We start from the raw sequence: 24,456 nt of genomic DNA, 5'->3' as shown, positions 1-24,456 counted from the left end.
CCGACGGACGGTCAACTCGCCTGACTCTGTTCATTCTTGTCCGGATAAGTCCTGGCCAGAGTCGTGAACGATCAGTGGGAAGCGCTTGGAATTACTGTCTGCTGTCTATTAACGTTCGATAACGCAGCGCGGTCGTCCCAGCCGTCACAAGAGACGGCTCCGTGCGCACACGCTCAATCCCGCAAGGGAACCGGGGAACCATTAACTTGGGGTGAATCGGACATCTTTGGTGTCCGTAGGAGACCTTCCTGCTCCGAACCCGTCAGCTAACCCGGTAGGCGAGAAGGAAGGAAAGGAGAGCGCCCCCGTGGCGTCGAACCGGCCTGCCCCAGAGTTCTTCTACGGCCCCGAGGACACCATCGGTGCCGAGCAGGAGACCTGGGAGGAGTGGAACCCCACCGAGGAGTCCGTCTCCCCCGTCCGCGGCAGGCACCGTGTCGCCCGTCAGCGCGGCGGATTCGCGCGCAGCTCCACCGTCCTGGGCGTCGGCGTGATCGCCGCCGTCGGCGCGGGCGGCATCGCCACCGCGCAGGGCGGCAAGCCGCCGGTCCAGATCTCCATGCCCGACCTGTCGGCGGTCAAGGACTCGCTGCCCGAGGCCAAGTCGCTGCCGGGCGTGGGCTCCCTGATATCCGACGACTCGGACTCCGGCTCCGGCGCCACGGCCTCCCCGCTGAGCGGCGCCGGTATCACTCAGGCCGACGCGGCCGACGGCCGAACCGGCGCCGGTGAGGCGCTGCGGGCCCGCATCATGCAGCAGGCCGAGACGCAGCAGGACGCCGCCGACGCCGCCGCGAAGCAGGCCGCCGAGGAGGCTGCCGCCAAGCAGGCCGCCGAGGAGGCCGCCGCCAAGCAGGACGCCGCCAAGGCCAAGGAACTCGCCGAGAAGAAGAAGGCCGAGGAGGAGGCCCGCCGCAAGGCCGAGGCCGAGCGCCTCGCCAAGCTGGCGCGCAGCTACAAGCTCCCGGTCGCCTCGTACACGCTCTCCGGCACCTTCGGTCAGCCTGGTTCCATGTGGTCCTCCGGGTATCACACGGGTCTGGACTTCGCTGCTTCCACTGGTACCCCGATCCGCGCCATTCACTCCGGCACCGTCACGGAGGCCGGCTGGGCGGGCGCGTACGGCTACCGCACGGTGCTGACCCTCGACGACGGCACCGAACTCTGGTTCTGCCACCAGTCCTCGCTCAATGTCAGCGTGGGCCAGAAGGTCACGACCGGCGACGTCATCGGACGCGTCGGCGCCACCGGCAACGTCACCGGGCCGCACCTGCACCTGGAGGTCCACCCCGACGGGCAGTCCACCGGGGTCGACCCGGCGGCCTGGCTGCGCGACAAGGGCCTCACTCCCTGAGACGCACCCCGAACGGCGCATTCCCGGAATACCGCATTCCGTACGGGTGTTGGGACAGGGCATGACTTCTTCCCCCTCTCTGCGCAGGCTCGGCGGCTCCGACCTGGAGGTCTTCCCGCTCTCCCTCGGCGGCAACGTGTTCGGCTGGACCGCCGACGAGGCCACGTCCTTCGACGTCCTCGACGCGTACGTCGCCGCGGGCGGCAACTTCATCGACACCGCCGACGTGTACTCGGCGTGGGCGGACGGCAACCAGGGCGGTGAGTCGGAGACCGTCATCGGCAAGTGGCTGGCCTCGCGCGGCCGCCGCGACGACGTCGTCATCGCCACGAAGGTCAGCCAGCACCCCGACTACCAGGGCCTGTCCGCCGCCAACGTCAAGGCCGCGGCCGACGCCTCGCTGAAGCGCCTGGGCACCGACCACATCGACCTGTACTACACGCACTACGACAAGACCGAAACGCCGGTCGAGGAGATCATCGGCGCCCTCGACGAGCTGGTGAAGGCGGGCAAGGTACGGCACATCGCCGCGTCCAACATCTCCGCCGACCGCCTCCAGGAGTCCCTCGACCACTCCGACCGCGAGGGCCTCGCCCGCTACGTCGCCGTGCAGCCGCACTACAACCTCGTCTCCCGCGACACCTACGAGGGCGGGCTCCAGGACGTCGCCGCCCGCGCCGGCCTCGGGGCCGTGCCCTACTACGCGCTCGCGTCCGGCTTCCTGACCGGCAAGTACCGGGCGGGGCAGCGGGTGGACAGCGCCCGCGCCGAGAAGGCCGGCGCGCACCTGGAGACCGAGCGCGGCCGGAAGGTCCTGACCGCCCTCGACGAGATCGCCCAGGCGCACGACGCCGAGATCGCCACGGTCGCCCTCGCCTGGCTCGCCGCGCAGCCCACGGTGACCGCGCCGATCGCGTCCGCGCGCGTCGTCGACCAGCTCCCGGCCCTGCTCGCGGTGGCGGACCTCCGGCTGACGGAGCCGGAACTCGGCCGACTGACGGCGGCGTCCCGGTAACGGTCTCAGGAGCGGTAGGGGTTGTGGCCCGGGGGGATGTGGCTGTGGGGGCCGTTGTACGCGACTCCGTGCGGCGGTGAGGACGCGTACGGAAGCGGTGCTCCCGCGTACGGGACCGGGCCCGCGTACACCGGGGGCAGCCACATCGGCGCCGCGATCTGGGAGCCGTACGCGAGGGCCGGGCGCGCGAACGCGCGGCGCTCCCACAGCGCTTCCAGCAACTCCCGCTCCCGTACGGCGAAGTCGGCGCCGGCCCGGCCGCGGCGCCCGCGGTGGCGCAGCAGCGCCAGGGACGTCGCGCAGGCCTCGTACTCGGCGACGGCCGTCGCGGCCGACCGGCCGCCGTAGTGCGTGGCGAAGTCCCGGGCCAGCCGGCGGGCCCGCAGCGAGCCGAGCGCGAACGGGTCCGGCGGCGCGAGCCACCCCGCGGCGACGTAGGCGGGCAGTTCCTGGCGCACGGTGCGCAGTTCGCGCTGGCGCAGGAACACCGCGAGCCAGGTGATCCCGCCGAACACCGGCACCATGAACACGGCGTACACCGCGAAGAACCCGTACTCGCCGAACGACGACGAGCCGTTCCAGAACGCGTGCATGCCCATCGCGGCGAGCAGCCCGGCGAGCGGGAGCAGCATCCGCCGCACCCGGCCGTGCCGGGGCGCCATGGCGGCGGCGACGCCGAAGCCGATGCCGGTGAGCACGGTGAACAACGGGTGCGCGAACGGGGACATCACGATGCGCACGAAGAACGTGGCGGCGGTGACCGAGGTCAGGCCCGGACCGGTGCCGGAGAGCTGGTCGGTGCCGAAGGCGTTGCCGAGGTAGAGGATGTTCTCGGTGAACGCGAAGCCGGTCGCGGTCACCCCGGCGATGACGACGCCGTCGACGACTCCGGTGAAGTCCCGTCTGCGGAACAGGAAGACGAGCAGCACGGCCGCCGCCTTCGCGGACTCCTCGACGATCGGGGCTATGACGGTGGCGCCGAGGGTGTCGGCGCTGGACGGGTCGGCGGTCGCGGTCGCTATCCAGCGGGTCGCGAAGCTGTTGGCGACGATCGCGATCAGCGCGGCGGCGCAGGCGCCCCACGCGAAGGAGAACACCAGGTTCCGCCAGGGGCCCGGCTGTACGCGGTCCAGCCAGCGGAACGCCGATATGAGCAGCGGCACCGGCAGCACCGCGAGCCCCAGGCCGACCAGGAACCCCTCGGTCCCGGTCTGCTCCCGCACCAGCGCGAGGATGACCACCCCGGACACCGCGAGCAGCATCCCCAGCCCGGCCGCCCGCACGCCCTTCCGCTCCCACCACCGCGGATGCGGGACCGCGCCGCTCGGGTGCGCGCCGAGGACGTGGTCCGGGTGATGCGGGTAGGCGGGGTACGAGGCCACGGATTGACCCTAACGAGGGATACGGCGGACCGCGACGGGGCGCCGACCAAGCCCCTCCGGCGATGCCCCGTCAAGCCTCTCCGGCTATGTCACCTCAAGCCCCTCCGGCGATTGAGGAGCGGGGGAGACCTCAACGACGCCGGAACAAGAGGTCATGCACCACATGACTCTTGTCCAACCCCTTCCCCTCGAACCTCGTGAGCGGCCGGAACTCCGGCCGCGGCGCGTACCCGCCCCCCTCGACGGCGTTCTCGTACTCGGGGTGCTCCGTCAGCACCTCCAGCATCTGCTCCGCGTAGTCCTCCCAGTCCGTCGCGCAGTGCACGACGGCGCCCGGCTTCAGCGGCCCGCCCACCAGCGACAGGAACTCCGCCTGGATCAGCCGCCGCTTGTTGTGCCGCTTCTTGGGCCACGGGTCCGGGAAGTACACGCGCAGACCGTCGAGACAGTCGTCCGGGAGCATGTCGCGCAGGAGCACGATCGCGTCGCCGTTCGCCACGCGTACGTTGTCGATCCCGGCGCGGTCCGCCAGGTTCAGCAGATTGCCCTGGCCGGGCGTGTGCACGTCGACCGCGAGGATGCCGGTCGTCGGATCGTCCTGCGCCATCTGCGCCGTGGCCTCGCCCATGCCGAAACCGATCTCCAGGACGACGCGCTCGACGCCGGGGAACAGCTCCGCGAGGTCGAGCGTGCGCTGCCCGTCGATGTCCAGGCCCCACTTGGGCCACAACCGCTGCAAGGCGTCGGCCTGCGCTTCGGTGACCCGGCCGCGGCGGGGCTGGAAGCTGCGGATGCGGTGCTCGTAGTGCGACCCCGCGGGATCGGGCCGGGGCCCGTCGGGAAACCGCGGCTCGTTGGGGCGGGCGGTGGACGCGGAATTTTCAGACGACTCAGACACAGTGCCCCCAACTTTACGTGCGCCCGCGAGCCGGCTCGAGCAGCGTGTGCCGGGCACCATCAAGCCCCTGCGGCGATTGAGCAGCGGGGTCCGGGGCGGAGCCCCGTGACGCCACCCCCGGCACCGGCGCTCACAGCAACGCCAGCACCCGCCCCGCGATCTCCCGCCCAATGGGCAACGACGCCGTCGCCGCGGGCGAAGGCGCGTTCAGCACATGCACCGCCCGCACCCCCTCCCGTATCAAGAAGTCGTCCACCAACGTCCCGTCCCGCAACACCGCCTGCGCCCGCACCCCCGCCGCCACCGGCACCATGTCCTCCGCGGTGACCGCGGGCACGAGCCTGCGCACCGCCTTCGTGAACGCCGCCTTCGACAGCGACCGCCGCACCTCACCCGCCCCGTACCGCCAGTGCCGCCGAGCCATCCGCCACGAACCCGGCCAGGCCAGCGTCCCGCCCACCTCGCGCGGCCGTACGACCCCCCAGTCGTACCCCTCGCGCGCGAGCGCCGGCACCGCGTTGGGCCCCACGTGCACGCCCCCGTCGATGCCGCGCGTCAGATGCACCCCGAGGAACGGGAACGCGGGGTCCGGCACGGGGTACACGAGCCCGCGCACCAGGTCCGGCCGCCCGAGCTCGAAGTACTCGCCGCGGAACGGCACGATGCGCATCCCCGGGTCGTCCCCGGTCAGCCGCGCCACCTCGTCGCAGCGCAGCCCCGCGCAGTTGACGAGGACCCGCCCGCGGATCACGTCCCCGGCCCGCGTCCGCACGGCGACGCCGCGGTCCTCGCGCCGGTCGACCTGCACGACGTCCGCGCCGTAGCGGATCTCCGCCCCGGACGCCTCGGCGAACCGCTCGGCGACGGCGCGGTAGTCCACGATCCCGGTCGTCCCGACGTGGATCGCGGCGAGGCCGCGCACCTCCGGCTCGTACTCCTGGATCTGGGCGGGGCCGAGCTCGCGCACCGGAATCCCGTTCTCCCGGCCGCGCTGGACGAGGGCATGCAGGCGGGGCAGCTCGTCGCGCTCGGTGGCGACGATCAGCTTGCCGGTGACCTCGTGCGGGATCCCGTACTCCGCGCAGAACTTGACCATTTCGGCGGCGCCGCGGACCGCGAAGCGGGCCTTGAGGGAACCGGGGCGGTAGTAGATCCCGCTGTGGATGACTCCGCTGTTGCGGCCGGTCTGGTGCCGGGCCGGGCCCGGCTCCTTCTCCAGGACGACGACCCGGGTCCCGGGCGCCGCCCTCGACACCGCATAGGCGGTGGAGAGCCCGACGATCCCCCCGCCGACCACCAGTACGTCCCCGTCATGAGCAGCCGCCCCCACGGTCCTCACCTCCACTCCCGACACACCCAGCATCTTGCCCGACCCCACTGACATCCGGACCGCCCCGCCCCCCGAGGCTCTGCCCCGGCCCCCCGCTCCTCAATCGCCACAAGGGCGGGAAACGGGCGCCGGAGGGGCCGAGAACGGGCGCGGGAGGGCTGAAAGCGGGCGCGGGAAGGGCTGGAAACGGGCGTCGTCGGCCGTGGCCGGATCGCGGTGCGGCGCGCACCGCCTACGCCGGGGCCATCAGCAGCGGCCGGGCCCGCTCCCGCAGCTCCACCACCCGCGGCTCGTCGCCGTACGGCTCCAGTCGGTGCAGCAGGTCCTTCACGTACTCCGTGGTCCGCGCGGACGAGATGCGCCCGGCGACCTCCAGCGCCCGCGTGCCCTGCTCGCACGCCGCGTCGAGGTTCCCCGACTCCAGCTCGGCCACCGCCGAGACCACGAGCCGCAACCCGTGCGAGCGCACGAACTCCTCCGTCGGCTTCGACAGCGCCTGCTCCGTGAACCGCCGCACCTGCCGCGGCGCCTTCAGGTCGCGGTAGCACTCCGCCGCGTCCGCCGCGAACCGGTCGTACGAGTAGAAGCCGAGCCACGACGGGTCGGTGTCACCGTCCCGGGCCCGCTCCAGCCACCCCTCGGCGGCCCGCAGCGCGCCCCCGGCCGCGTGCCCGTCACCGGCGCGCGCGTGCGCGCGTGCCTCGATGAGCCGGAAGAAGCTCATGGTGCGGGCCGTCGCCAGCCCCCGGTTGCGCTCGATGGCGGCCTGCGCGAGGTCGACACCCTCGTCCCCGAACCCCCGGTACGTCGCCTGGAGCGACATGGAGGCGAGCACATAGCCGCCCAGCGGCACGTCCGCCGCCGCCCGCGCCAGCCGCAGCGCCTGGATGTAGTACCGCTGCGCCGCTTCCTGCTGCCCGGTGTCGAACGCCATCCATCCGGCGAGCCGCGTCAGCTCGGCGGCCGCCCCGAACAGCGAACGCCCGACCTCGTCCGAGTAGGAGCCGAGCAGCAGTGGCGCCGCGTCCACCCGCAGACACTCCGGCACCATCGACGAACGCCAGTCCCCGCCGCCGTACTTGGAGTCCCAGCGCCGCGCGTCCTCCGCGGCCTCCCGCAGCTTCTGCACGTCACTGTGGCCGACCTTCTGCGGCGCGCCCTCCTCCGCCGCCTCCGAGGGCCGCGCCTCGCGGGCGACCGAGGAGTCGGCCGGTGTTATCAGCCACCGTGAAGCGGGCGTCGCGTACGCGCTCACCGCGAAGGATCCGGCCAGCGACTGCCAGATCCCGCCGCTGCCCGCCCGTCGCCCGGCGAGGTCGAGCCGGTACAGCTCGGTCGCCGATTTCACCGCCGCCCGTACGTCGCGCGGGAACGCGAGGCCCACCTCGGGCGCCGGGTCCGCGTCGGCCAGGCCGATCTCGTGCAACGGCACCGGCCGGCCGAGCTTCTGGCCTATGGCGGCCGCGATGAGATGCGGCGCCGCGCCCTGCGGAACCATGCCCTTCGACACCCAGCGCGCCACCGACGTCTTGTCGTAGCGCAGCGTCAGACCCCGTTGCGCACCGAGGTCGTTGACGCGGCGGGCGAGTCCTGCGTTGCTGATTCCCGCGAGGGCGAGAACGGCGCCGAGCTTTTCGTTCGGCCCGCGTTGCTCCCTGGACATGAGCCACCCCTCGACACAGACGGCTGCCGCGCCGGGCACCACGCCGACTGTTTCGGCCTGGCATAACCGCGCGGCATTCGTACACCCAGCGTAGTTCGCCGCATCCCAAGCGTTAAGGGCCGTCATTCCGGATGGCGGGATTGTTGTCCGTACTGAAGTACGGCGCAGGCCACGCCGTGTGACCGTGTGCTCCGGGCGTGGTGCCGTGCGCCTGTGCGTGCGCTCTTACCCGGAGGGCGGGGCGGCGCTTGCATGGGACCTGCGTGGGTCGGCCCGCTGTACTGGATCCAGTGGGCTGGGGGACACCGCCGCCTACATCCCCGCGGGCGGCGGACCGGTCCGGGAGGCGAACCGCGCCTCCCGGACTGTACGCCCACGCGCTGTGGCCGAAGCGGTGTGTTCACCTCCGGCCATCCGCGGACGATTTGGCCGAATCTCGCCCCTGTCATCCGTACTGGTCCAGGTAGTGCCACGGTTCAACCACGGCTCAAATGGGGCGCATTAGGGGGAGCGTACGCCATTTCCCGCTCCTCACTTGCGCCCTCTTTGGCGCCGCCTTCGTGGCAGCATGGGGTTCCCTTGTGTTGTCCACAGCCTGTGGAGGCGGCGATGCGCTGGTTGGTGGGGTGGAGCAGTGCCCCCTCCGGGCCCGTTGCCCTCGGTTCCGCGGGTGCCATGGGCTCGGAGGGCGAAACCGTACACCCGGTGGGCTCCCAACTCCTGTGGGGCGACCCGGATCCGCTGTGGGCGGTCGGCGACTGGCGCGCCGACGAAGTACGCATCGTGAAGGCCGACGAACAGACGAGGATCGCCGTCCTCGGCGTCTGCGGAGCCTCCGACGAACAACTGAGGGTGGGCCTCTTCGCGGCGCGCGGCGGCGCCCTGCGCCACCTCACGGCGTGGCCCGGAAGCTACACGGCGATCGTCCAAGTGGGCCGCCGCGTCACGGTGGTGGGCGACCTCGCGGGCGCGCGCCCCGTCTTCCACACCCCGTGGGCGGGCGGCACCGCGTACGCGACGGCGGCGCTCCCGCTCGCCGACCTCATCGAAGCCCACCTGGACGTGGGGCACTTGGCCGCGCTGCTCGCCGCGCCCGACGTCCCGGAGGCGCTGCACGACTCGACGCCGTACCAGGGCGTGCACCGCATCCCGCCGGGCCACGCGCTGATCCTGCGCGCCGGTTCCCGCGAGATCGCCGGCTACGAGCCCGTGGCGTCGCTCGCGGTGGGCGCGGGCGCCGTCGACCCGGACAGCGCCGTGGACGACGTCAGGGACGCCCTCGTGGACGCCGTACGGACCCGGCTCGCCGCGCCCCGGCACGTGCCCGGCACCGACCTGGACCCGGGACCCGTGCCCGGCATGGGCCCCGCCGAGCGGCGGGCCGCGCGCGGCATGCCCGTGCCCGGCATCGGCGCCGACGTCTCCGGCGGCCCGGCCTCCGGCACCCTCGCGCTGCTCGCGGCGGGCCTGCCCGGCATGCCCGGCACGGTCCTCGGGCACGGCACGGGCGCGGGCGAGCGCCTCCTGGCGGTCACCTTCAACGACCGCTCGTCCAGGGCCGACCAGCACGAGGCGGAGCTGGAGCGGGCCGGGGCGCTCGCCGCCAACCCGCGGCTCCACCACGTGGTCGTGGCGGCGGGCGAGGAGGCGCTGCCGTACGCGGAGCTGGACGGTCCGCTCACCGACGAGCCGAGCGCGACCCTCGTCACGGCCGCCCGGCACCGCGCCCGCCTCGCCTCCGGCAGCGCCGACCACTTCACCGGCTACGGCGCCCGCCAGGTCCTGGACGCCCACCCCGCGCGCCTGGCCGACCTGCTGATGGACCGGCGCCGCCGCCACATGGTGCGCCCCGTCGCCGCGCTCACGAAGGCCGACGGCTCGCTCGCGGTGCCCGCGCGCGTCTACGGAGCGGCCAGAAAACTCGCCCGTACGCCCTACAAGGCGGGCCTCGAAGGGCTCTCCAGCCGGCTCCTGCAACAGAACTTCGAGGAGCCGGGCGGCGCCGTAGGAGCGTCGCTCGCCGCCCTCGCGTGGGCGAGACCGGGGCCGGCCGCGCGCTGGCTGACGGGGGAGGCACTGGCTGAAGTATCGGTTCGCCTGCATGACGGCGCGACCCGCCCGGGGCCGGGACCCGGCCAGCGGCCCGGCGAGTTCCGGGCCCGCGCGGGCCTCGCCCGGCACGCCGCCGACCTGCGCATCCTGGAGCAGGCCGCGGAGGTCCGCTTCCAGCGCCTGCACGCGCCCTTCCTCGACAACCAGGTGGTCCGCGCCTGCCGCGCCCTGCCCGAGGCGCTGCGCGTCCAGCCGGGCGCCCGCGCGGAGATCCTGCGCCGGGTCCTCGAAGGCGCTGGCGTCAGTGAACTGCCGCCCGGCTGGGGCGCGCCCTCGCACGCCTCGTCCGCCGCGGCGACCCGCGCGGGGCTGCGGCTCGCCGCCGACCGGCTCATCGGGCTCTTCGACACGCCGCTGCTCGCCCAGACCGGCCTGGTCGAGGCCCGCGTCGTCCGCAAAGCGCTGCGCGCCGCGGCCGACGGCGAACCGCTGCCCCTCGACGGCCTGGCCGACCTGGTCGCCCTCGAACTGTGGCTGCGCCGCCTGCTGTCCCGCCGCGGCACCTGCTGGACCGGCACACCCGCACGCGCGCGTGCCGTGCCGACGGGGAGCGTCGTCCCCGAGCGCGCCCTCGGCGCGGGGCCCAGGTAGCGGCAGCTCCGGGTAAAGAACTGGGCCCTCGCGGTGCCGGGCGGCGACAATGCCTCAGTGCGGTACAAGATCCTGGGAACCACGCAGGCATACGACGACGGGGGCGTTCCCGTGGCCACGGGCGGGCCGCGGCTGCGTGCGCTGCTCACGTCGCTGGCCCTGCACACCCCGCGCACCGCGGCCACGGACGCCCTCATCGACGACGTCTGGGGCGACGAGCCGCCCGCCGACGCCCCGGCCGCCCTCCAGGCGCTGGTCGGCCGGCTGCGCCGCGCGCTCGGCAAGGAGGCCGTCACCTCGGAGGCCGGCGGGTACCGGCTCGCCGCGAGCCGCGAGGACATCGACGTGCACGTCTTCGAGCGGCTGACCCGTGAGGGGGTCGCGGCGCTCGCGGCGGGGGACCCGGGGACCGCCGCGAGCACCCTGCGGGAGGCGCTCGGGCTCTGGCGCGGTCCGGCCCTCGCCGATCTCGCCGACCGCTCGGCCGCCACGCGCTACGAGGCGCGGCGGCAGGACGCCACCCGCGCGCGCGTGGAGGCGGATCTGCGGCTCGGCCGCGCCGCGGACCTCGTACCGGAGCTGCGTGAGCTGACGGTCGCGCATCCGTACGACGAGCCGTTGCACGCCGCGCTCGTTCGGGCGTTGCGGGAGGTGGGGCGCGGGGCGGACGCGCTGGCGGCGTACGAGAAGGCTCGGCGCGTGCTGGCGGACGGGCTCGGTGCGGCCCCCGGGCCCGAACTGGTCGCCCTCCACCAGGAGTTGCTGCACCCGTCGTCCCCCACCCTCCGGACCTCCGCCCCGGACCCCGCTCCTCGATCGCCGGAGGGGCTGAAACGCCGCCCATCCGCCAGGAACGGCAATCTGAGGCCGCGGCTCGACTCGTTCGTGGGGCGGGAACCGGAGCTGGACGCCATCCGTTCCCATCTGCGAGGAGCACGCCTGGTCACCCTCACGGGTCCGGGCGGCTCCGGCAAGACCCGCCTGGCGGAAGAGGCAGCCGCGGCCCTCTCCCAGCCCTGGCTGGTCGAGCTGGCGCCGCTCGACGACCCGAGAGCGGTCCCGGGCGCGGTCGTCAGCGCACTGGACCTGCGCGAGACGGTCCTGATGACGAACGAGCTGTCGGGCCCGGGGACCGACCCGACCAGCCTCCTCGTGGAGCACTGCGCGCACCGCAGCCTGCTCCTGATCCTTGACAACTGCGAACACGTGATCGGTGCGGCGGCCCAGCTCGCCGAGACCCTCCTCACGCGCTGCCCCGGCCTCACGATCCTCGCCACCAGCCGCGAACCCCTGGGCGTCCCCGGGGAGTTCGTCGCCCCCGTCGAGCCGCTGTCCCCGGACCACGCCCACCGCCTGTTCGCCGAACGGGCCGCCGCGGCCCGCCCCGGCTTCGACCCCGCGCGGGACCAGGAGGCCATCGCCGAGATCTGCCGCCGCCTCGACGGACTGCCGCTGGCCATCGAGCTGGCCGCGGCCCGCCTCAGACTGCTCACGCCGCGCCAGATCGCGGACCGCCTCGACGACCGCTTCCGCCTGCTCACCGGCGGCAGCCGCACCGTGCTGCCCCGCCAGCAGACCCTCCGCGCGGTCGTCGACTGGTCCTGGGACCTGCTCGACAAGAAGGAGCGCGGCACGCTGTGCGAGCTGTCGGTCTTCGCCGGCGGCTGGGACCTGGAGGCCGCGGAGGCGGTGTGCTCGGCCGACGGCGTCGCCGACGTCATCGGCTCCCTCCTCGACAAGTCCCTGCTGGTCGCCGCCGCGCAGCAGGAGCAGCGCGGCGGCGGGATGCGCTACCGGATGCTGGAGACCATCCACGAGTACGCCGCGGAGCGCGCCGCCGAGTCCCCCGGCGTCCTCACGGCGGCCGAGCGCCGGCACATCGCGTACGTACGCGCGCTGGTCGAGAAGGCCGACCCCGAGCTGCGTTCGGCCGGGCAACTCCCGTGGATCCAGCGCCTGGAGGCGGACCTCGACAACATCCGCGCGGCGATGACGCGCGTCACGTCCGGACCGGACACGGCCGACGAGGAGACGGCGATCGCGCTGGCCCTGCACCTGGGCTGGTTCTGGTGGCTGCGCAACTACCGCTCGGAGGGCACCGGTTGGGTCGACGAGGTCGTGCGGCTGCTGCCGGACCGCTCCGTCCCTGACGATCCGGCCGACCCGTTGTACTGGCCCCGGATGAACCTGCGGCTGCTCGCCCTGTTCCTGCGCTCGGAGGTCTACCCGCACAGCACGGTCGCCGCCGAGGAGGACCGCGTGTACGCGCGGCGGGTACGGGCCGCGTTCGCGCCGCCCAGCCCTCAGGGCGCCCGCTTCCCCGGCATCGTGTGGCCGTTCATGCTGTTCCATCTGAACGACGACGACGGCGCGGGCGTACGCGCCGCGCTGGACGAGGCCGTCGCCAACTGCCGTCGTTTCGGCGGCGAGTGGGAGCTCGGCGTCACCCTCATGTTCCGCGCGCACATGGCGGTCGACCTGCCGGGCAACATGAGCGGCGTCGACGACGACCTGACCGAACTGCGGGACCTGAGCCGCCGGGTGGGCGACCGCTGGATGCGGGCCCAGGTGTGCAGCGCTGCGGGGGAGGCCGCCATGGGGCGCGGCCGGTTCGAGGAGGCGAAGGCCGAGTACGAGGAGGCGCTGCTGCTCGCCTACGAGGTGGGGGCGTACGCCGAGTCGCCGTTCCTCATGGCGCGGCTCGCCGAGATCGCGTTCCGGTCGGGCGACCGCGCCACCGCGCAGAAGACGCTCGACCTGGCGACCGAGGAGGCGGAGCGGTACGGCGTCGTGGACACGGCGGCCTTCGCCCGCCTGCTGTGGGCCTACCTCACGCTGTCGGACGGCGACGTGGCGGGCGCCCGCGCGCACTGCGACGCCGCCCGCGCGGTGGCGGCGGGCGGCACCCCGCCGCCCCAGTTCACGGCGGCGCTCGGCAACGTCGAAGTGCGCATCACGGCCGCCGAGTCCGGCCCCGAGACGGCCCTCGTCCAGCTGGTCGGCGTGCTGCGCGACGAGGTCCTGGGGCAGACCGCCGAGTCGGTGACCTCGGGCCTCGTCGACGTGGGCGCCGAACTGCACGCGCGCAGGGGCGACCTGGCGCGCGCGGTGCGGCTGTTCGCGGCCGCCGACGTGATGCGCGCCGGACTGCCGAGATCGCTGTCGGAGAGCGAGGAGTACGAGGTCACGGAGGCCCGCGCGCGGGCCGAGCTCGGCGAGGCCCGGTACGAGGCCGCCCGCGCGCTGGGCGGCACGCTCACGCACGAGGAGCTGCTGGCGGAGCTGGCGGACGGCACGTGATCAGCCGCAGGTGAAGCGGGACTCCGCCCAGTCGGCGAGCGCCACCGAGTCGACCGGGCTGTTGGGCTCGGCCACGAGCCGGATCGTCTTCGCCCCGGTCAGGTTCACATGCACCGGCACCGCCGCGCTGTTGCCCTTGACCACGGGCGAGCGCCAGGCCCGCGCCCCGTCGACGTACACGGAGAACCGGACGGCGCCCAGGCCGAGCGTCATGTCGTCGACGCCCGCGTAGGCGTCGTACGCCGAGCAGCTGCGGTTGAGGTCGATGGTGACGGACGACTGCGCGTGCACCGTGACCCCGTGCCCGTACTTCTTGTCGTTGATCGACACTCCTCCGTACCGCTGCCACACCCAGCTGCTCTCGCCGAGCCGCATCTCCGGCTGCGTGCCGTCGCCGGTGAGGCCGTACCGCAGCTCGCTCCACTGGTAGACGGCCGGGGCCGGGGGCGGAGTCGGCTTCGGGGTGGGCTTCGGGGTCGGGGTGGGCTTGGCCTTGGGCGGCGCGGGCTTGGGCGGCGTCGGCTTCGGGGTGGGCGTCGGCTTCGGCTCGGGCTTCGCCTTCGCGGGCGCCGGCTTCGGGGTCGGCTTCGGCGCCGGCGGCTCGGGCTGCGGCTTCGGCGGCTCGGGCTTGGGCTCGGGCTCCGGCTTCTTCGGTTCGATCGGCTGCGCGGCGGGCGGCGGCGACTTCTTGTGCGCCTCCGGCTTCGCCTTCGGGTCACCGGCGAGCGCGATGGCCAGCGCGACGGCGGTACCGGCCGCGACCACACCGGCCGCGATCCCGGCCTTCGCGGGCGCGCCGAGCCCCTCGGACGCGGCGCCACCGGCGGCGCCGCCACTCGCGGATCCGCCGCCCGTCGCGGCGGCCGCACCGGCTCCGGCCGCGCCCGCCGCCCCGGCGGCGCCACCGCCGATGAGCGCGGCGGCCTTCGCGTACCCGGCGGCGCCGAACCAGCCGATGACCGCGATCGGTACGACACCGGGGATGCCGCTGGCGACTTCCTTGAGCTGGCCCGCCGCGAGGCGGCACTTGGCGCACTCCTCCATGTGCTTGCGCAGGCCCCGCTCCGCCCGCGTGCGCAGGCTGCCGCGCGCGTAGGCGCCGAGCCGGTCCGCGTAGCGCGCGCACTCCTCGGACTCGGTGAGCGTGGCCGAGACGTGCGCCTGGAGGTAGGCCTCCTTCAGGCCCTCGCGGGCGCGCTTGGCGAGCACGCGCGTGCCGTTGGCGTCGAGCCCGAAGAGCGTCGCGACCTCGCTGGGCGACTCGTCCTCGACCTCCGTGTGCCACAGCACGGCCTGCCAGCGCTCGGGCAGCGAGCGGAAGGCCTGCATGGCCATCGTCTGCTCGGCCTCGTGCATCGCGCGGACGTCGGCGCCCAGGTCGAGCGTGTCGTCGTCGCGCGCCTCGTTGGAGCGGGCGGCCTGGGTGGCGAACACGGCGAAGTCGTCGACGAGGTGCTCGCGCTTCGCCGACTTCGTCCAGCCCGCCGCGACGCGGCGCACCGTGGTCAGCAGGTAGGCGCGCACCGCGTGGTCGGGGCCGCTGCCGCTGCGCACGGCCTGGAGGGTGCGGGCGAAGACCTCGGCCGTCAGGTCGTCGGCGGTGTGCCCGTCGCGGCAGCAGGTGCGGGCGTAGCGGCGGACGGCGGCGGAGTGCCGCCGGTACAGCTCCTCGTAGGCGCTGTCGTCGCCCCCGCGCATCCGGCCGATGAGGTCGGCGTCGGAGGAGGGCGGTGCGTCGTCGGTGCCGGTGAGGGAGGCGTTCTCGCGCTGCGACGGCACGGATGTCCGGCGGTCGGCCGGCTCGGCGGGCGTCCGCCCCGGACCGCCCTGGCTCGGTACCTGCCGCGTGTGAGGGTCCTCGGCGTTCGTCCCGCCACCCTCGGCCCGCTGCTCGTCCCGACCGTCAACGCTCATTGCGGAATGCCCCCGACCGCCCACTCTGACCCGATCACCGGGAAAGCGTGCCACACGCCGGGGGCCCCGCAGCGGTTGCTGCACGGCAACCACTCATCCGTGGAGATTTCGCGTAACCGACCCCTACGGATCACCCGTTCGGGGAAGCCTCAACCACTGCGTCCAGGGCGCGAGTTGACCGCGAGTGACGGTGCGGTCCACTCGCGGTCACCCCGGCGGTCCGGTGCGGGTCCGCCGTCGAGCACGTGCGCCGCGCGGCTACGCGGGCCGCGAGCGCAGCCCTTCGAGCAGGATGTCGAGCAGTCGCGCCGAGGCGGCCGCCTGCTGTGCGGCGTCCGGCAGCGACGGCGCGGCCGTCGCGATGACCAGCAGCACGTCCGACACCGTCACGTCGGCGCGCAGCTCACCGGCCTCCCGCGCCCGGTCCACGAGCCGCCCCACGACCTCCAGGAGCGCGGCGGCCCCCGCGTCGTCCGAGGGCAGGCCCTCGTCGGCCGGTATCGGCCGCTGCTCCACGAGCCGCAGCTCCGGCGTCGCCGGACGCTGCTCGGGGACGCGCACCTCGTCGTGCACGCCGTCCTCGGATTCGGAGACGCCGACCCGCAGCACCTGCGGCGGCAGCAGCCGCCCCGCGCCGGAGGCGACCGACGTCCGCAGGAAGCGCGAGAGCGCCGACCACGGCTCGTCCTCCTGACCGAGCGCCGTGCGCGCCTGGTCGGTGAGACGCGCGGTCTCCTCCTCGGCTATCCGCCGCACCAGTACGTCCTTGCTGGGGAAACGCCGGTACACCGTGCCCACCCCGACGCGAGCGCGGCGCGCCACGTCCTCCATGGGTGCCCCGTACCCCAGCTCGCCGAAGACCTCCCTGGCCGCGCGCAGCACGTGCTCGAGATTGCGCTGTGCGTCCACACGCAGCGGTGTGGAACGCGAACTGTCGCCCACGCCCCGCCCGTTGGCCGCCGCGGCAGCGCCCGCGGGCGCCACGGCAGAGGCTGAGGTCCAATGAGAGTCCTGAATGTGCATATGTGATCCCCCGGTAATGACGTCTCCCCCCGGAGACACTCCCCGCCATTGTCTGTCGGACCCGAAGGAACAGACAGCGATTTCCAGGACCGCTTCCTGATCCCGGCCGCGTATCCCCCCAGACACCCCGACAGGACACGAACATAGTTGAGCCGGGGGCAATTCAGAAGAGGCAGGTTCCGCACCGGGGGCCCCACGAAAGAGGGACAAGCGGATTTCGGCCCGGTTGCCGTGCCGTCCACGACCCCGCCGCGCGCGCCCGCGCGCGACCCTGACCTGCACCGCTTCCGCGCGCGCGGGTCGACCGCCCTACCACAGGCGGCACTTGTGGTCGTCATACAAATGGTCGGGACTGTGGACAAACGCATGGGCCCGATGCGTCATGGGAGGGTGAGGACTGCAATCTTCCGGGGGGCCACCCCCGAGCCCCCAAGGCGTACGCGCATTGTTGTAGTCGGCGGCGGTTACGTCGGGCTGTATACGGCCCTGCGGCTCCAGAAGAAGCTCAAACCGGAGCTCAGGAGCGGCGCCGTGGAGATCGTCGTGGTCACCCCCGACCCCTACATGACGTATCAGCCGTTCCTGCCGGAAGCGGCCGCCGGATCCATCTCGCCCCGCCACGTCGTCGTCTCGCTGCGCCGCGCGCTGGACCGCTGCCAGGTGATCGTCGGCGAGGTGCAGTCCATCGACCACGCCAAGCGCACGGCCACGTACACCACGCTGGCCAGCGACGAGGAGGGCACGGGCGCGGCCTCCCTCGCGTACGACGAGCTGGTGCTGGCGCCCGGCTCGATCTCGCGCACGCTCCCCGTCCCCGGGCTCGCCGACTTCGGCATCGGGTTCAAGACCGTCGAAGAGGCCGTCGGCCTGCGCAACCACGTCATCGAACAGCTCGACATCGCCTCCTCCACCCGCGACCCGGCGATCCGCGACGCGGCGCTCACCTTCGTCTTCGTAGGGGGCGGATACGCGGGCGTGGAAGCGCTCGGCGAACTGGAGGACATGGCCCGGTACGCGGCGAAGTACTACCACAACGTCAAACCCGAGGACCTGAAGTGGATCCTCGTGGAGGCATCCGACCGGATCCTGCCCGAAGTGGGCCCGGAAATGGGCCAGTACACGATCCGTGAACTGCGCGGCCGCAACATCGACGTCCGCCTGGAGACCCGCCTCGAATCCTGCGAGAACCGGGTCGCGGTGCTCTCCGACGGCTCCCGCTTCCCCACGCGCACGGTCGTGTGGACGGCCGGCGTCAAACCCAGTCCGCTGCTCGCCGCGACGGACCTGCCACTGACCGGGCGCGGCCGCCTCAAGTGCGCCGCCACCCTCGCCGTCGACGGCGCCCCGCACGCGTGGGGGGCGGGCGACGCCGCCGCCGTCCCGGACGTCACCGCCGACGAGCCCGGCACGCAGTGCGCGCCCAACGCCCAGCACGCCGTCCGCCAGGCCAGAGCCCTCGGCGACAACATCGCGGCCTCCCTGCGCGGCGAACCGCTCACCGACTACGCGCACGCGTACGCGGGTTCGGTGGCGTCACTGGGCCTCCACAAAGGCGTCGCGCACGTCTACGGGCGCAAGCTGAAGGGCTACCCTGCCTGGTTCATGCACCGCGTCTACCACCTCAGCAGGGTGCCCACCGTGAACCGCAAGGCCCGCGTCCTGACCGAGTGGACGCTCACCGGACTGTTCAAGCGGGAGATCGTCTCGCTCGGTTCGCTGGAACAGCCCCGTGCCGAGTTCGAACTCGCGGCCGGAGCCGTCCCTCCAACGGACCCATCCGGGGGACCCTCCCGAGGCACCCCGCCGGGACCGCCCGAGCACCCGAAGGGGTCGCCCTGAGCGCCCCGTTGACGTTTTCGTGCACGTAACCGCGGCCGGAGCGCGGAACTCCCGGTCGCGGACCGGCGTCTGACGTTTGTCAGTACGGTCGGCCAGACTGGTCCACGACCCTGGGCGGGCCCCGCCCGCCCTCGACCCCACGAGGCTTTTCCCCTGTGAACTTCACGCGCTGGAGCGCCCGGCTCCCCGGAACGCAGCGCCGCGCCGCGGCGCGGGCCGACCACGGCGGACCCCAGCCGGCCGACGGCGCGGTCCCCGCGGCCCGCGCCGAGCAGCTGTCCGAAGAGGAGCGCCCCGACGACGGCGCGGGCAGCGGCGCCGGCGGCGTCGACGGCCTGCCCGTACGCGCCGTCCTCGACCGCATCCCCGCCCTCGTCGCCCTGGTGCACGGCCCCGAGCACCGCATCGCGTACGTCAACGACGCCTACGTCGCGGCCTTCGGCGCACGCCCCGTCGGCGAACCGGCCCGCGAGGCCCTGCCCGAACTCGAAGAGCTCAGCCTGCATCCTCTGCTCGACCAGGTGCTGCGCAGCGCCAAGCCCCGCACGGTCAAGTCCCGCAGGACGTCCGGCGGCCGCTCGTACACGGTGACCTGCACGCCACTGGACACCGCCGAGGGACCCGGCGTCCTGATCTTCGCGGCCGACGTGACGGACCACGCGGAGGCCGCCGAGCGGCTGCGCACGAGCGAGCGCGAACAGCGCGAGACCGCGGTCACCCTCCAACGCTCGCTCCTGCCGCAGGAGTTGGAGGAACCCGACGATCTGCGCATCGCCGCCACCTACCAGCCGGGCGGCACCGAGGCCGCCGTCGGCGGCGACTGGTACGACGTCATCACTCTCGGCGGCGGCCGCACGGCCCTCGTCATCGGCGACGTCATGGGCCGCGGCGTGCGCGCGGCGGCCGTCATGGGCCAGCTCCGCACGGCGGTCCGCGCCTACGCGCGCCTGGACCTGCCCCCGCACGAGGTACTGCAACTGCTGGACGGACTCGCTACGGAGATCGACCCGCAGCAGATCGCCACCTGCGTCTACGCCGTCCACGACCCGAACGAGGGCCGCCTCGTCTACGCCTCCGCGGGCCATCTGCCGATCCTCGTACGCGACGAGAACGGCTTGATCCACCGCGCCGACGAGCCCACGGGCCCGCCCCTCGGCACCGGAGGCTGGCTGCACACCTCGGGCTCGGTTCCGCTCGGCCCCGGATCCACGGCGGTCATGTACACCGACGGCCTGGTGGAGCGGCGCGACGAGGACATCGACCAGGGGGTGGCCTCGCTCGAGAACGCGCTGGCGGGCGCCACCGGCACGCCCCAGGTGATCTGCGACCGCCTGATCCGCGCGGCCGGCGTCACCGCCGACCACGACGACGACGTCGCCGTCCTCGTCCTCCAGCACCCGGCCCGCAAGGGCACGGACGGCGAGCGCTTCCGCAACGCGGCCCTCGAACTCCTCGGCGGGGTGGAGGCGGCACCACGCGCGCGTGCCTTCGCGTCCGGCGTGCTCAGCAGCTGGCGCTTCGCCGACGAGCTCCACGACCTGGGCGTCCTCGCCGCCAGCGAACTCGTCGCCAACTCCCTCCAGCACGGCACCCCGCCGATGCGGCTGCGGCTGCGCCGCACGGACCGCCGGCTGATCATCGAGGTGACCGACGGCGACGACCACCTGCCGCGCCGCCGCCGCGCGGAACCCGCGGACGAGACGGGCCGCGGCATCGCGATCGTCGCCTCGATCGCCTCGAACTGGGGCTCGCGGCGCACACCGGGCGGCGGCAAGGCGGTCTGGTGCGAGTTCGTCCTGCCGGAGGGCGTGGGCTGAGGGCCTACGCCTCGGCGGCGGCGGTCTCCGGGACGCTCTGCATCACCACGCGCGCACCGGCCAGCGACGGCTGGTTCTGCACCGGCGTCAGCCGCTTGCCGAGCCGCACCGCGAGCACCGTCACGGCCAGCGAGAACAGCACGAACGTCACGATGTACGGCCCGTGCAGCGCGGCGCCCATCGGCCCGCCCACCGCGGGCCCTACCGCCAGCGCGAGCTGCTTCACCAGCGCGAACGCCGAGTTGTACGAGCCGACCATGCCCGCGGGAGCGAGATCGGCGACGAGCGGCGCCACGGTCGGCGACAGCATCGCCTCCCCCAGCCCGAAGAGCGCGTACGTGGAGACGAACGCGGCGGTCGCCATCGCCTGGCTCCCGTGCCCGAGCCCCGCGTACCCGGCGAACAGCCACGCGACGGTCCAGATGAGCCCCACCGCGGCGATCACCTGCGTCCGCTTCCGCCGCTCGACCAGCTTGAGCACGGCGAACTGGGCGACCACGATCATCGCCGTGTTGGCGGCGAGCGCGATCCCGAGCGTGGACGCCGAGATCCCGGCCGCCTCCACGCCGTAGGCGCTCAGCCCCGACTCGAACTGCCCGTAGCAGGCGAAGAACAGGACGAACCCGAGGACGCACAGCTGCACCATCGCCCGGTGCCCCAGCAGCGCCCGCATGCCGCTCCTGCCCTCGTCCTTCGGCACGGCCTCGGTGAGCGCGGGCGCCTGCGGTATCCGCACGGTCAGCACGATCGCGGCCAGCACCAGGAACATCACGGCCTCGATGCCGAAGAGCCGCAGGAAGGTGTCGGGCCGGCTCTCGTCGACGATCTGGCCGCCGATGAGGCCACCGATGCCGAGCCCCAGGTTCTGCAGGAAGAACTGCATCGCGAACGACCTGGTGCGCGTCTCCGGCGCGGAGCACCACACGATCATCGTCGCGAGGGCGGGCTGGAGCACCGCCGTCCCGGCGCCGAGCACCGCGGCGCCGACGATGGCCGCCGGCTCGTTCGTGGCGAACCCGAGGCCAAGAGCGCCCACGGCCGCCACGACCGAGGCGGCGACGAGCACGGGCAGCGGGCCGCGCCGGTCGATGGCGCGACCGGTGAAGGGCAGGACGACCAGGGCGGCCATGGCGAAGGCGGCCAGTACGGTCCCCGCCGCACTGGCCCCGAGCCCCCGGACCTCCGCCACGTACACGTAGAGGAACGGAACCGTGAAGCCGATGCCGAACGCGCTCAGCGCGCTGCCCACCTGAATCCGGCGCATCGCCGCGCCCATCGCCCTGGTCACTTTCACCTGCCCTTTCGCTGTGTGGGGCCTTAACCCTGAAGACTTAGAAGCTAAAGTTCGAAGCTAAAGAGTACACACGCAAGGACTTCAACGCCAACCACTCCCGTGCCATACTGCGCGGCATGGCGGACACCCCAGGCGTGCCGGCGGCCGAGCCGACTCTCGAAGAGCAGATCGCCGCGTACCAGCGCGAGTTCCAGGCCCTCGACCCCCAGGTCGAGCAGATCGTCTCGGCGCTCGGCCGACTCAACCGCCGCATGAACGTGGCGTACGGACGCCAGACCGCCGAGATAGGGATCAGCAACACGGACTGGGAGGTCCTCAAGGCCCTCGTCCTCTCCGGCGCCCCGTACCGGATGGGCCCCGGCGAGCTCGCCAAGCGCCTCGGCCTGACCCCCGCCGCGATGACCCACCGCATCGACCGGATGGTTCAGGAAGGGCTGGTCACCCGGGACCGCGACGAGAACAACCGCGTCCGCGTCATCGTCGAGCTGACAGCGGAGGGCCGCGAGAAGTGGCTGGAGGCCATGCGGCTCGCTTCGGTGTTCGAGGAGGATCTCCTTCAGGACCTCACTCCGGTGGAACGCGGCGTCCTCGGCGAGGTCCTCACCCGCCTCCTGCGCCGCGTGGAGGACGCCCAGCCGGACGCCGGCGGCCGCCTCAACGACCTCGACTGAACTTCCCGACCTGGGAGGTTGACACGGCCCCGCCGGATCCGTAAGGTTCTTCGAGTTGCCACGGAGCCGTAACGGTTCTGCGACAGCAACTTTCGCCGCTTGAGCGGCACCCAATCTTCAGCACGATCTCCCACCGGGAATGATTTCGGCGTGCCCGAATTCAATTCCGAACCCCGATTGGCTTCGGGGCCGGGAAATCCGCTAAAGTCTGGGACGTCGGAACGGCCCAACAGCCGCGAGGACAAACCCAACTGACTGGGAATCAGGCCCGAAAGGATCTGATAGAGTCAGACTCGCCGGAAAGCCGAAAGGCCGGAAAGCGAAGCGGGACCGAGGAAAACGGATCGGAAAACGATCTGATAGAGTCGGAAACGCACAACAGCAAGACCAAAGGGAAGCGCCCGGAGGAAAGCCCGAGAGGGTGAGTACAAAGGAAGCGTCCGTTCCTTGAGAACTCAACAGCGTGCCAAAAATCAACGCCAGATATGTTGATACCCCGTCTCCAGCATCCGCTGGGACGAGGTTCCTTTGAAAAGTCCTTCTTCGGAAGGCACACAGCGAGGACGCTGTGAACGGTCGGATTATTCCTCCGACTGTTCCGCTCTCGTGGTGTCACCCCGATTACGGGGAAACATTCACGGAGAGTTTGATCCTGGCTCAGGACGAACGCTGGCGGCGTGCTTAACACATGCAAGTCGAACGATGAAGCCCTTCGGGGTGGATTAGTGGCGAACGGGTGAGTAACACGTGGGCAATCTGCCCTTCACTCTGGGACAAGCCTTGGAAACGAGGTCTAATACCGGATAACACTCTCCTCCTCCTGGGGGTGGGTTAAAAGCTCCGGCGGTGAAGGATGAGCCCGCGGCCTATCAGCTTGTTGGTGAGGTAATGGCTCACCAAGGCGACGACGGGTAGCCGGCCTGAGAGGGCGACCGGCCACACTGGGACTGAGACACGGCCCAGACTCCTACGGGAGGCAGCAGTGGGGAATATTGCACAATGGGCGAAAGCCTGATGCAGCGACGCCGCGTGAGGGATGACGGCCTTCGGGTTGTAAACCTCTTTCAGCAGGGAAGAAGCGAAAGTGACGGTACCTGCAGAAGAAGCGCCGGCTAACTACGTGCCAGCAGCCGCGGTAATACGTAGGGCGCAAGCGTTGTCCGGAATTATTGGGCGTAAAGAGCTCGTAGGCGGCTTGTCACGTCGATTGTGAAAGCTCGGGGCTTAACCCCGAGTCTGCAGTCGATACGGGCTAGCTAGAGTGTGGTAGGGGAGATCGGAATTCCTGGTGTAGCGGTGAAATGCGCAGATATCAGGAGGAACACCGGTGGCGAAGGCGGATCTCTGGGCCATTACTGACGCTGAGGAGCGAAAGCGTGGGGAGCGAACAGGATTAGATACCCTGGTAGTCCACGCCGTAAACGGTGGGCACTAGGTGTGGGCAACATTCCACGTTGTCCGCGCCGCAGCTAACGCATTAAGTGCCCCGCCTGGGGAGTACGGCCGCAAGGCTAAAACTCAAAGGAATTGACGGGGGCCCGCACAAGCAGCGGAGCATGTGGCTTAATTCGACGCAACGCGAAGAACCTTACCAAGGCTTGACATACACCGGAAACGTCCAGAGATGGGCGCCCCCTTGTGGTCGGTGTACAGGTGGTGCATGGCTGTCGTCAGCTCGTGTCGTGAGATGTTGGGTTAAGTCCCGCAACGAGCGCAACCCTTGTTCTGTGTTGCCAGCATGCCCTTCGGGGTGATGGGGACTCACAGGAGACCGCCGGGGTCAACTCGGAGGAAGGTGGGGACGACGTCAAGTCATCATGCCCCTTATGTCTTGGGCTGCACACGTGCTACAATGGCCGATACAATGAGCTGCGATACCGCAAGGTGGAGCGAATCTCAAAAAGTCGGTCTCAGTTCGGATTGGGGTCTGCAACTCGACCCCATGAAGTTGGAGTTGCTAGTAATCGCAGATCAGCATTGCTGCGGTGAATACGTTCCCGGGCCTTGTACACACCGCCCGTCACGTCACGAAAGTCGGTAACACCCGAAGCCGGTGGCCCAACCCCTTGTGGGAGGGAGCTGTCGAAGGTGGGACCGGCGATTGGGACGAAGTCGTAACAAGGTAGCCGTACCGGAAGGTGCGGCTGGATCACCTCCTTTCTAAGGAGCACTTCTTACCGAGTCCTTCGGGACGAGGTCAGAGGCCACTACGTCGGCAAACGTTCGACGGTGGTTGCTCATGGGTGGAACGTT

At 72.0% G+C, this 24,456-nt stretch carries 14 protein-coding genes, 1 rRNA gene and 1 riboswitch; of the genes, 8 read left to right on the top strand and 7 right to left on the bottom strand.

All coding sequences use genetic code 11. The features are described 5' to 3' along the window. Nucleotides 1–160: 160 nt before the first annotated feature. Nucleotides 161–296, top strand: a riboswitch (cyclic di-AMP (ydaO/yuaA leader). Between the two features lie 11 nt (nucleotides 297–307). Both ACYBSK_RS36130 and ACYBSK_RS36125 read left to right on the top strand, forming a co-directional pair. Beyond that, the gene (locus ACYBSK_RS36130) at nucleotides 308–1,354 is read left to right on the top strand and encodes a M23 family metallopeptidase (protein ID WP_460244602.1); all 1,047 of its coding nucleotides are present in this window, start codon (nucleotides 308–310) and stop codon (nucleotides 1,352–1,354) included. A 61-nt stretch (nucleotides 1,355–1,415) separates the two neighbouring features. Further along, on the top strand, nucleotides 1,416–2,369 hold the full coding sequence (locus tag ACYBSK_RS36125) for an aldo/keto reductase (protein WP_460244601.1): 954 nt from the start codon (nucleotides 1,416–1,418) through the stop codon (nucleotides 2,367–2,369). A 5-nt stretch (nucleotides 2,370–2,374) separates the two neighbouring features. Here the strand turns inward: ACYBSK_RS36125 and ACYBSK_RS36120 are convergent, their stop codons facing one another. From ACYBSK_RS36120 to ACYBSK_RS36105, 4 genes are all read right to left on the bottom strand, one after another. Then, nucleotides 2,375–3,751 (bottom strand): PrsW family intramembrane metalloprotease, encoded by a 1,377-nt coding sequence (locus ACYBSK_RS36120; protein WP_460244600.1) that lies wholly within the window; start codon nucleotides 3,749–3,751, stop codon nucleotides 2,375–2,377. Between the two features lie 130 nt (nucleotides 3,752–3,881). Then, entirely contained in the window at nucleotides 3,882–4,649 is a 768-nt protein-coding gene (trmB, locus tag ACYBSK_RS36115; RefSeq protein WP_457481457.1) for a tRNA (guanosine(46)-N7)-methyltransferase TrmB, read from the bottom strand. A gap of 130 nt (nucleotides 4,650–4,779) precedes the next feature. Then, nucleotides 4,780–6,012, bottom strand: a complete 1,233-nt coding sequence (lhgO, locus tag ACYBSK_RS36110) for an L-2-hydroxyglutarate oxidase (protein WP_460247168.1) — start codon at nucleotides 6,010–6,012, stop codon at nucleotides 4,780–4,782. A 199-nt stretch (nucleotides 6,013–6,211) separates the two neighbouring features. Next, complete coding sequence (locus ACYBSK_RS36105) at nucleotides 6,212–7,642, bottom strand: MFS transporter (RefSeq protein ID WP_457481456.1); 1,431 nt, start codon at nucleotides 7,640–7,642, stop codon at nucleotides 6,212–6,214. A gap of 609 nt (nucleotides 7,643–8,251) precedes the next feature. Here ACYBSK_RS36105 and ACYBSK_RS36100 point away from each other — a divergent pair. Next, nucleotides 8,252–10,345 (top strand): asparagine synthase-related protein, encoded by a 2,094-nt coding sequence (locus tag ACYBSK_RS36100; RefSeq protein ID WP_457481455.1) that lies wholly within the window; start codon nucleotides 8,252–8,254, stop codon nucleotides 10,343–10,345. A 57-nt stretch (nucleotides 10,346–10,402) separates the two neighbouring features. Beyond that, entirely contained in the window at nucleotides 10,403–13,645 is a 3,243-nt protein-coding gene (locus ACYBSK_RS36095) for a BTAD domain-containing putative transcriptional regulator (RefSeq protein WP_460244599.1), read from the top strand. Here the strand turns inward: ACYBSK_RS36095 and ACYBSK_RS36090 are convergent, their stop codons facing one another. Both ACYBSK_RS36090 and ACYBSK_RS36085 read right to left on the bottom strand, forming a co-directional pair. Further along, entirely contained in the window at nucleotides 13,646–15,559 is a 1,914-nt protein-coding gene (locus tag ACYBSK_RS36090) for a sigma-70 family RNA polymerase sigma factor (protein ID WP_460244598.1), read from the bottom strand. 258 nt (nucleotides 15,560–15,817) lie between these two features. Next, entirely contained in the window at nucleotides 15,818–16,582 is a 765-nt protein-coding gene (locus tag ACYBSK_RS36085) for a TetR/AcrR family transcriptional regulator (RefSeq protein ID WP_457481452.1), read from the bottom strand. Nucleotides 16,583–16,957: 375 nt separating this feature from the next. On the opposite strand from ACYBSK_RS36085, the gene ACYBSK_RS36080 reads away from it, so the two are divergent. Further along, complete coding sequence (locus tag ACYBSK_RS36080; protein ID WP_460247167.1) at nucleotides 16,958–18,421, top strand: NAD(P)/FAD-dependent oxidoreductase; 1,464 nt, start codon at nucleotides 16,958–16,960, stop codon at nucleotides 18,419–18,421. A gap of 155 nt (nucleotides 18,422–18,576) precedes the next feature. Then, a complete protein-coding gene (locus tag ACYBSK_RS36075; protein WP_457481451.1) occupies nucleotides 18,577–20,238 on the top strand; it encodes an ATP-binding SpoIIE family protein phosphatase in 1,662 nt (553 codons plus the stop codon). A 4-nt stretch (nucleotides 20,239–20,242) separates the two neighbouring features. Here the strand turns inward: ACYBSK_RS36075 and ACYBSK_RS36070 are convergent, their stop codons facing one another. Continuing rightward, nucleotides 20,243–21,514, bottom strand: coding sequence for an MFS transporter (locus ACYBSK_RS36070; RefSeq protein ID WP_460247166.1), 1,272 nt, complete (start codon nucleotides 21,512–21,514; stop codon nucleotides 20,243–20,245). A 134-nt stretch (nucleotides 21,515–21,648) separates the two neighbouring features. On the opposite strand from ACYBSK_RS36070, the gene ACYBSK_RS36065 reads away from it, so the two are divergent. Next, the gene (locus tag ACYBSK_RS36065; RefSeq protein ID WP_457481450.1) at nucleotides 21,649–22,203 is read left to right on the top strand and encodes a MarR family winged helix-turn-helix transcriptional regulator; all 555 of its coding nucleotides are present in this window, start codon (nucleotides 21,649–21,651) and stop codon (nucleotides 22,201–22,203) included. 634 nt (nucleotides 22,204–22,837) lie between these two features. Then, nucleotides 22,838–24,363 (top strand): 16S ribosomal RNA (locus ACYBSK_RS36060). Nucleotides 24,364–24,456 lie beyond the last annotated feature (93 nt).

This window comes from Streptomyces sp. BYX5S, assembly GCF_054724165.1.
The sequence above is the reverse complement of the archived record's forward strand: the minus strand, read 5'-3'. Positions and strand labels throughout refer to the sequence as shown.

Bases quoted from the DNA above. Each gene is read 5' to 3' on its own strand.
- ACYBSK_RS36070 (WP_460247166.1), bottom strand. From the start codon at position 21,514: ATGGGCGCGGCGATGCGCCGGATTCAGGTGGGCAGCGCGCTGAGCGCG.
- ACYBSK_RS36090 (WP_460244598.1), bottom strand. From the start codon at position 15,559: ATGAGCGTTGACGGTCGGGACGAGCAGCGGGCCGAGGGTGGCGGGACG.
- ACYBSK_RS36105 (WP_457481456.1), bottom strand. From the start codon at position 7,642: ATGTCCAGGGAGCAACGCGGGCCGAACGAAAAGCTCGGCGCCGTTCTC.
- ACYBSK_RS36125 (WP_460244601.1), top strand. From the start codon at position 1,416: ATGACTTCTTCCCCCTCTCTGCGCAGGCTCGGCGGCTCCGACCTGGAG.
- lhgO (WP_460247168.1), bottom strand. From the start codon at position 6,012: ATGCTGGGTGTGTCGGGAGTGGAGGTGAGGACCGTGGGGGCGGCTGCT.
- ACYBSK_RS36100 (WP_457481455.1), top strand. From the start codon at position 8,252: ATGCGCTGGTTGGTGGGGTGGAGCAGTGCCCCCTCCGGGCCCGTTGCC.
- ACYBSK_RS36085 (WP_457481452.1), bottom strand. From the start codon at position 16,582: ATGCACATTCAGGACTCTCATTGGACCTCAGCCTCTGCCGTGGCGCCC.
- ACYBSK_RS36065 (WP_457481450.1), top strand. From the start codon at position 21,649: ATGGCGGACACCCCAGGCGTGCCGGCGGCCGAGCCGACTCTCGAAGAG.
- ACYBSK_RS36080 (WP_460247167.1), top strand. From the start codon at position 16,958: ATGCGTCATGGGAGGGTGAGGACTGCAATCTTCCGGGGGGCCACCCCC.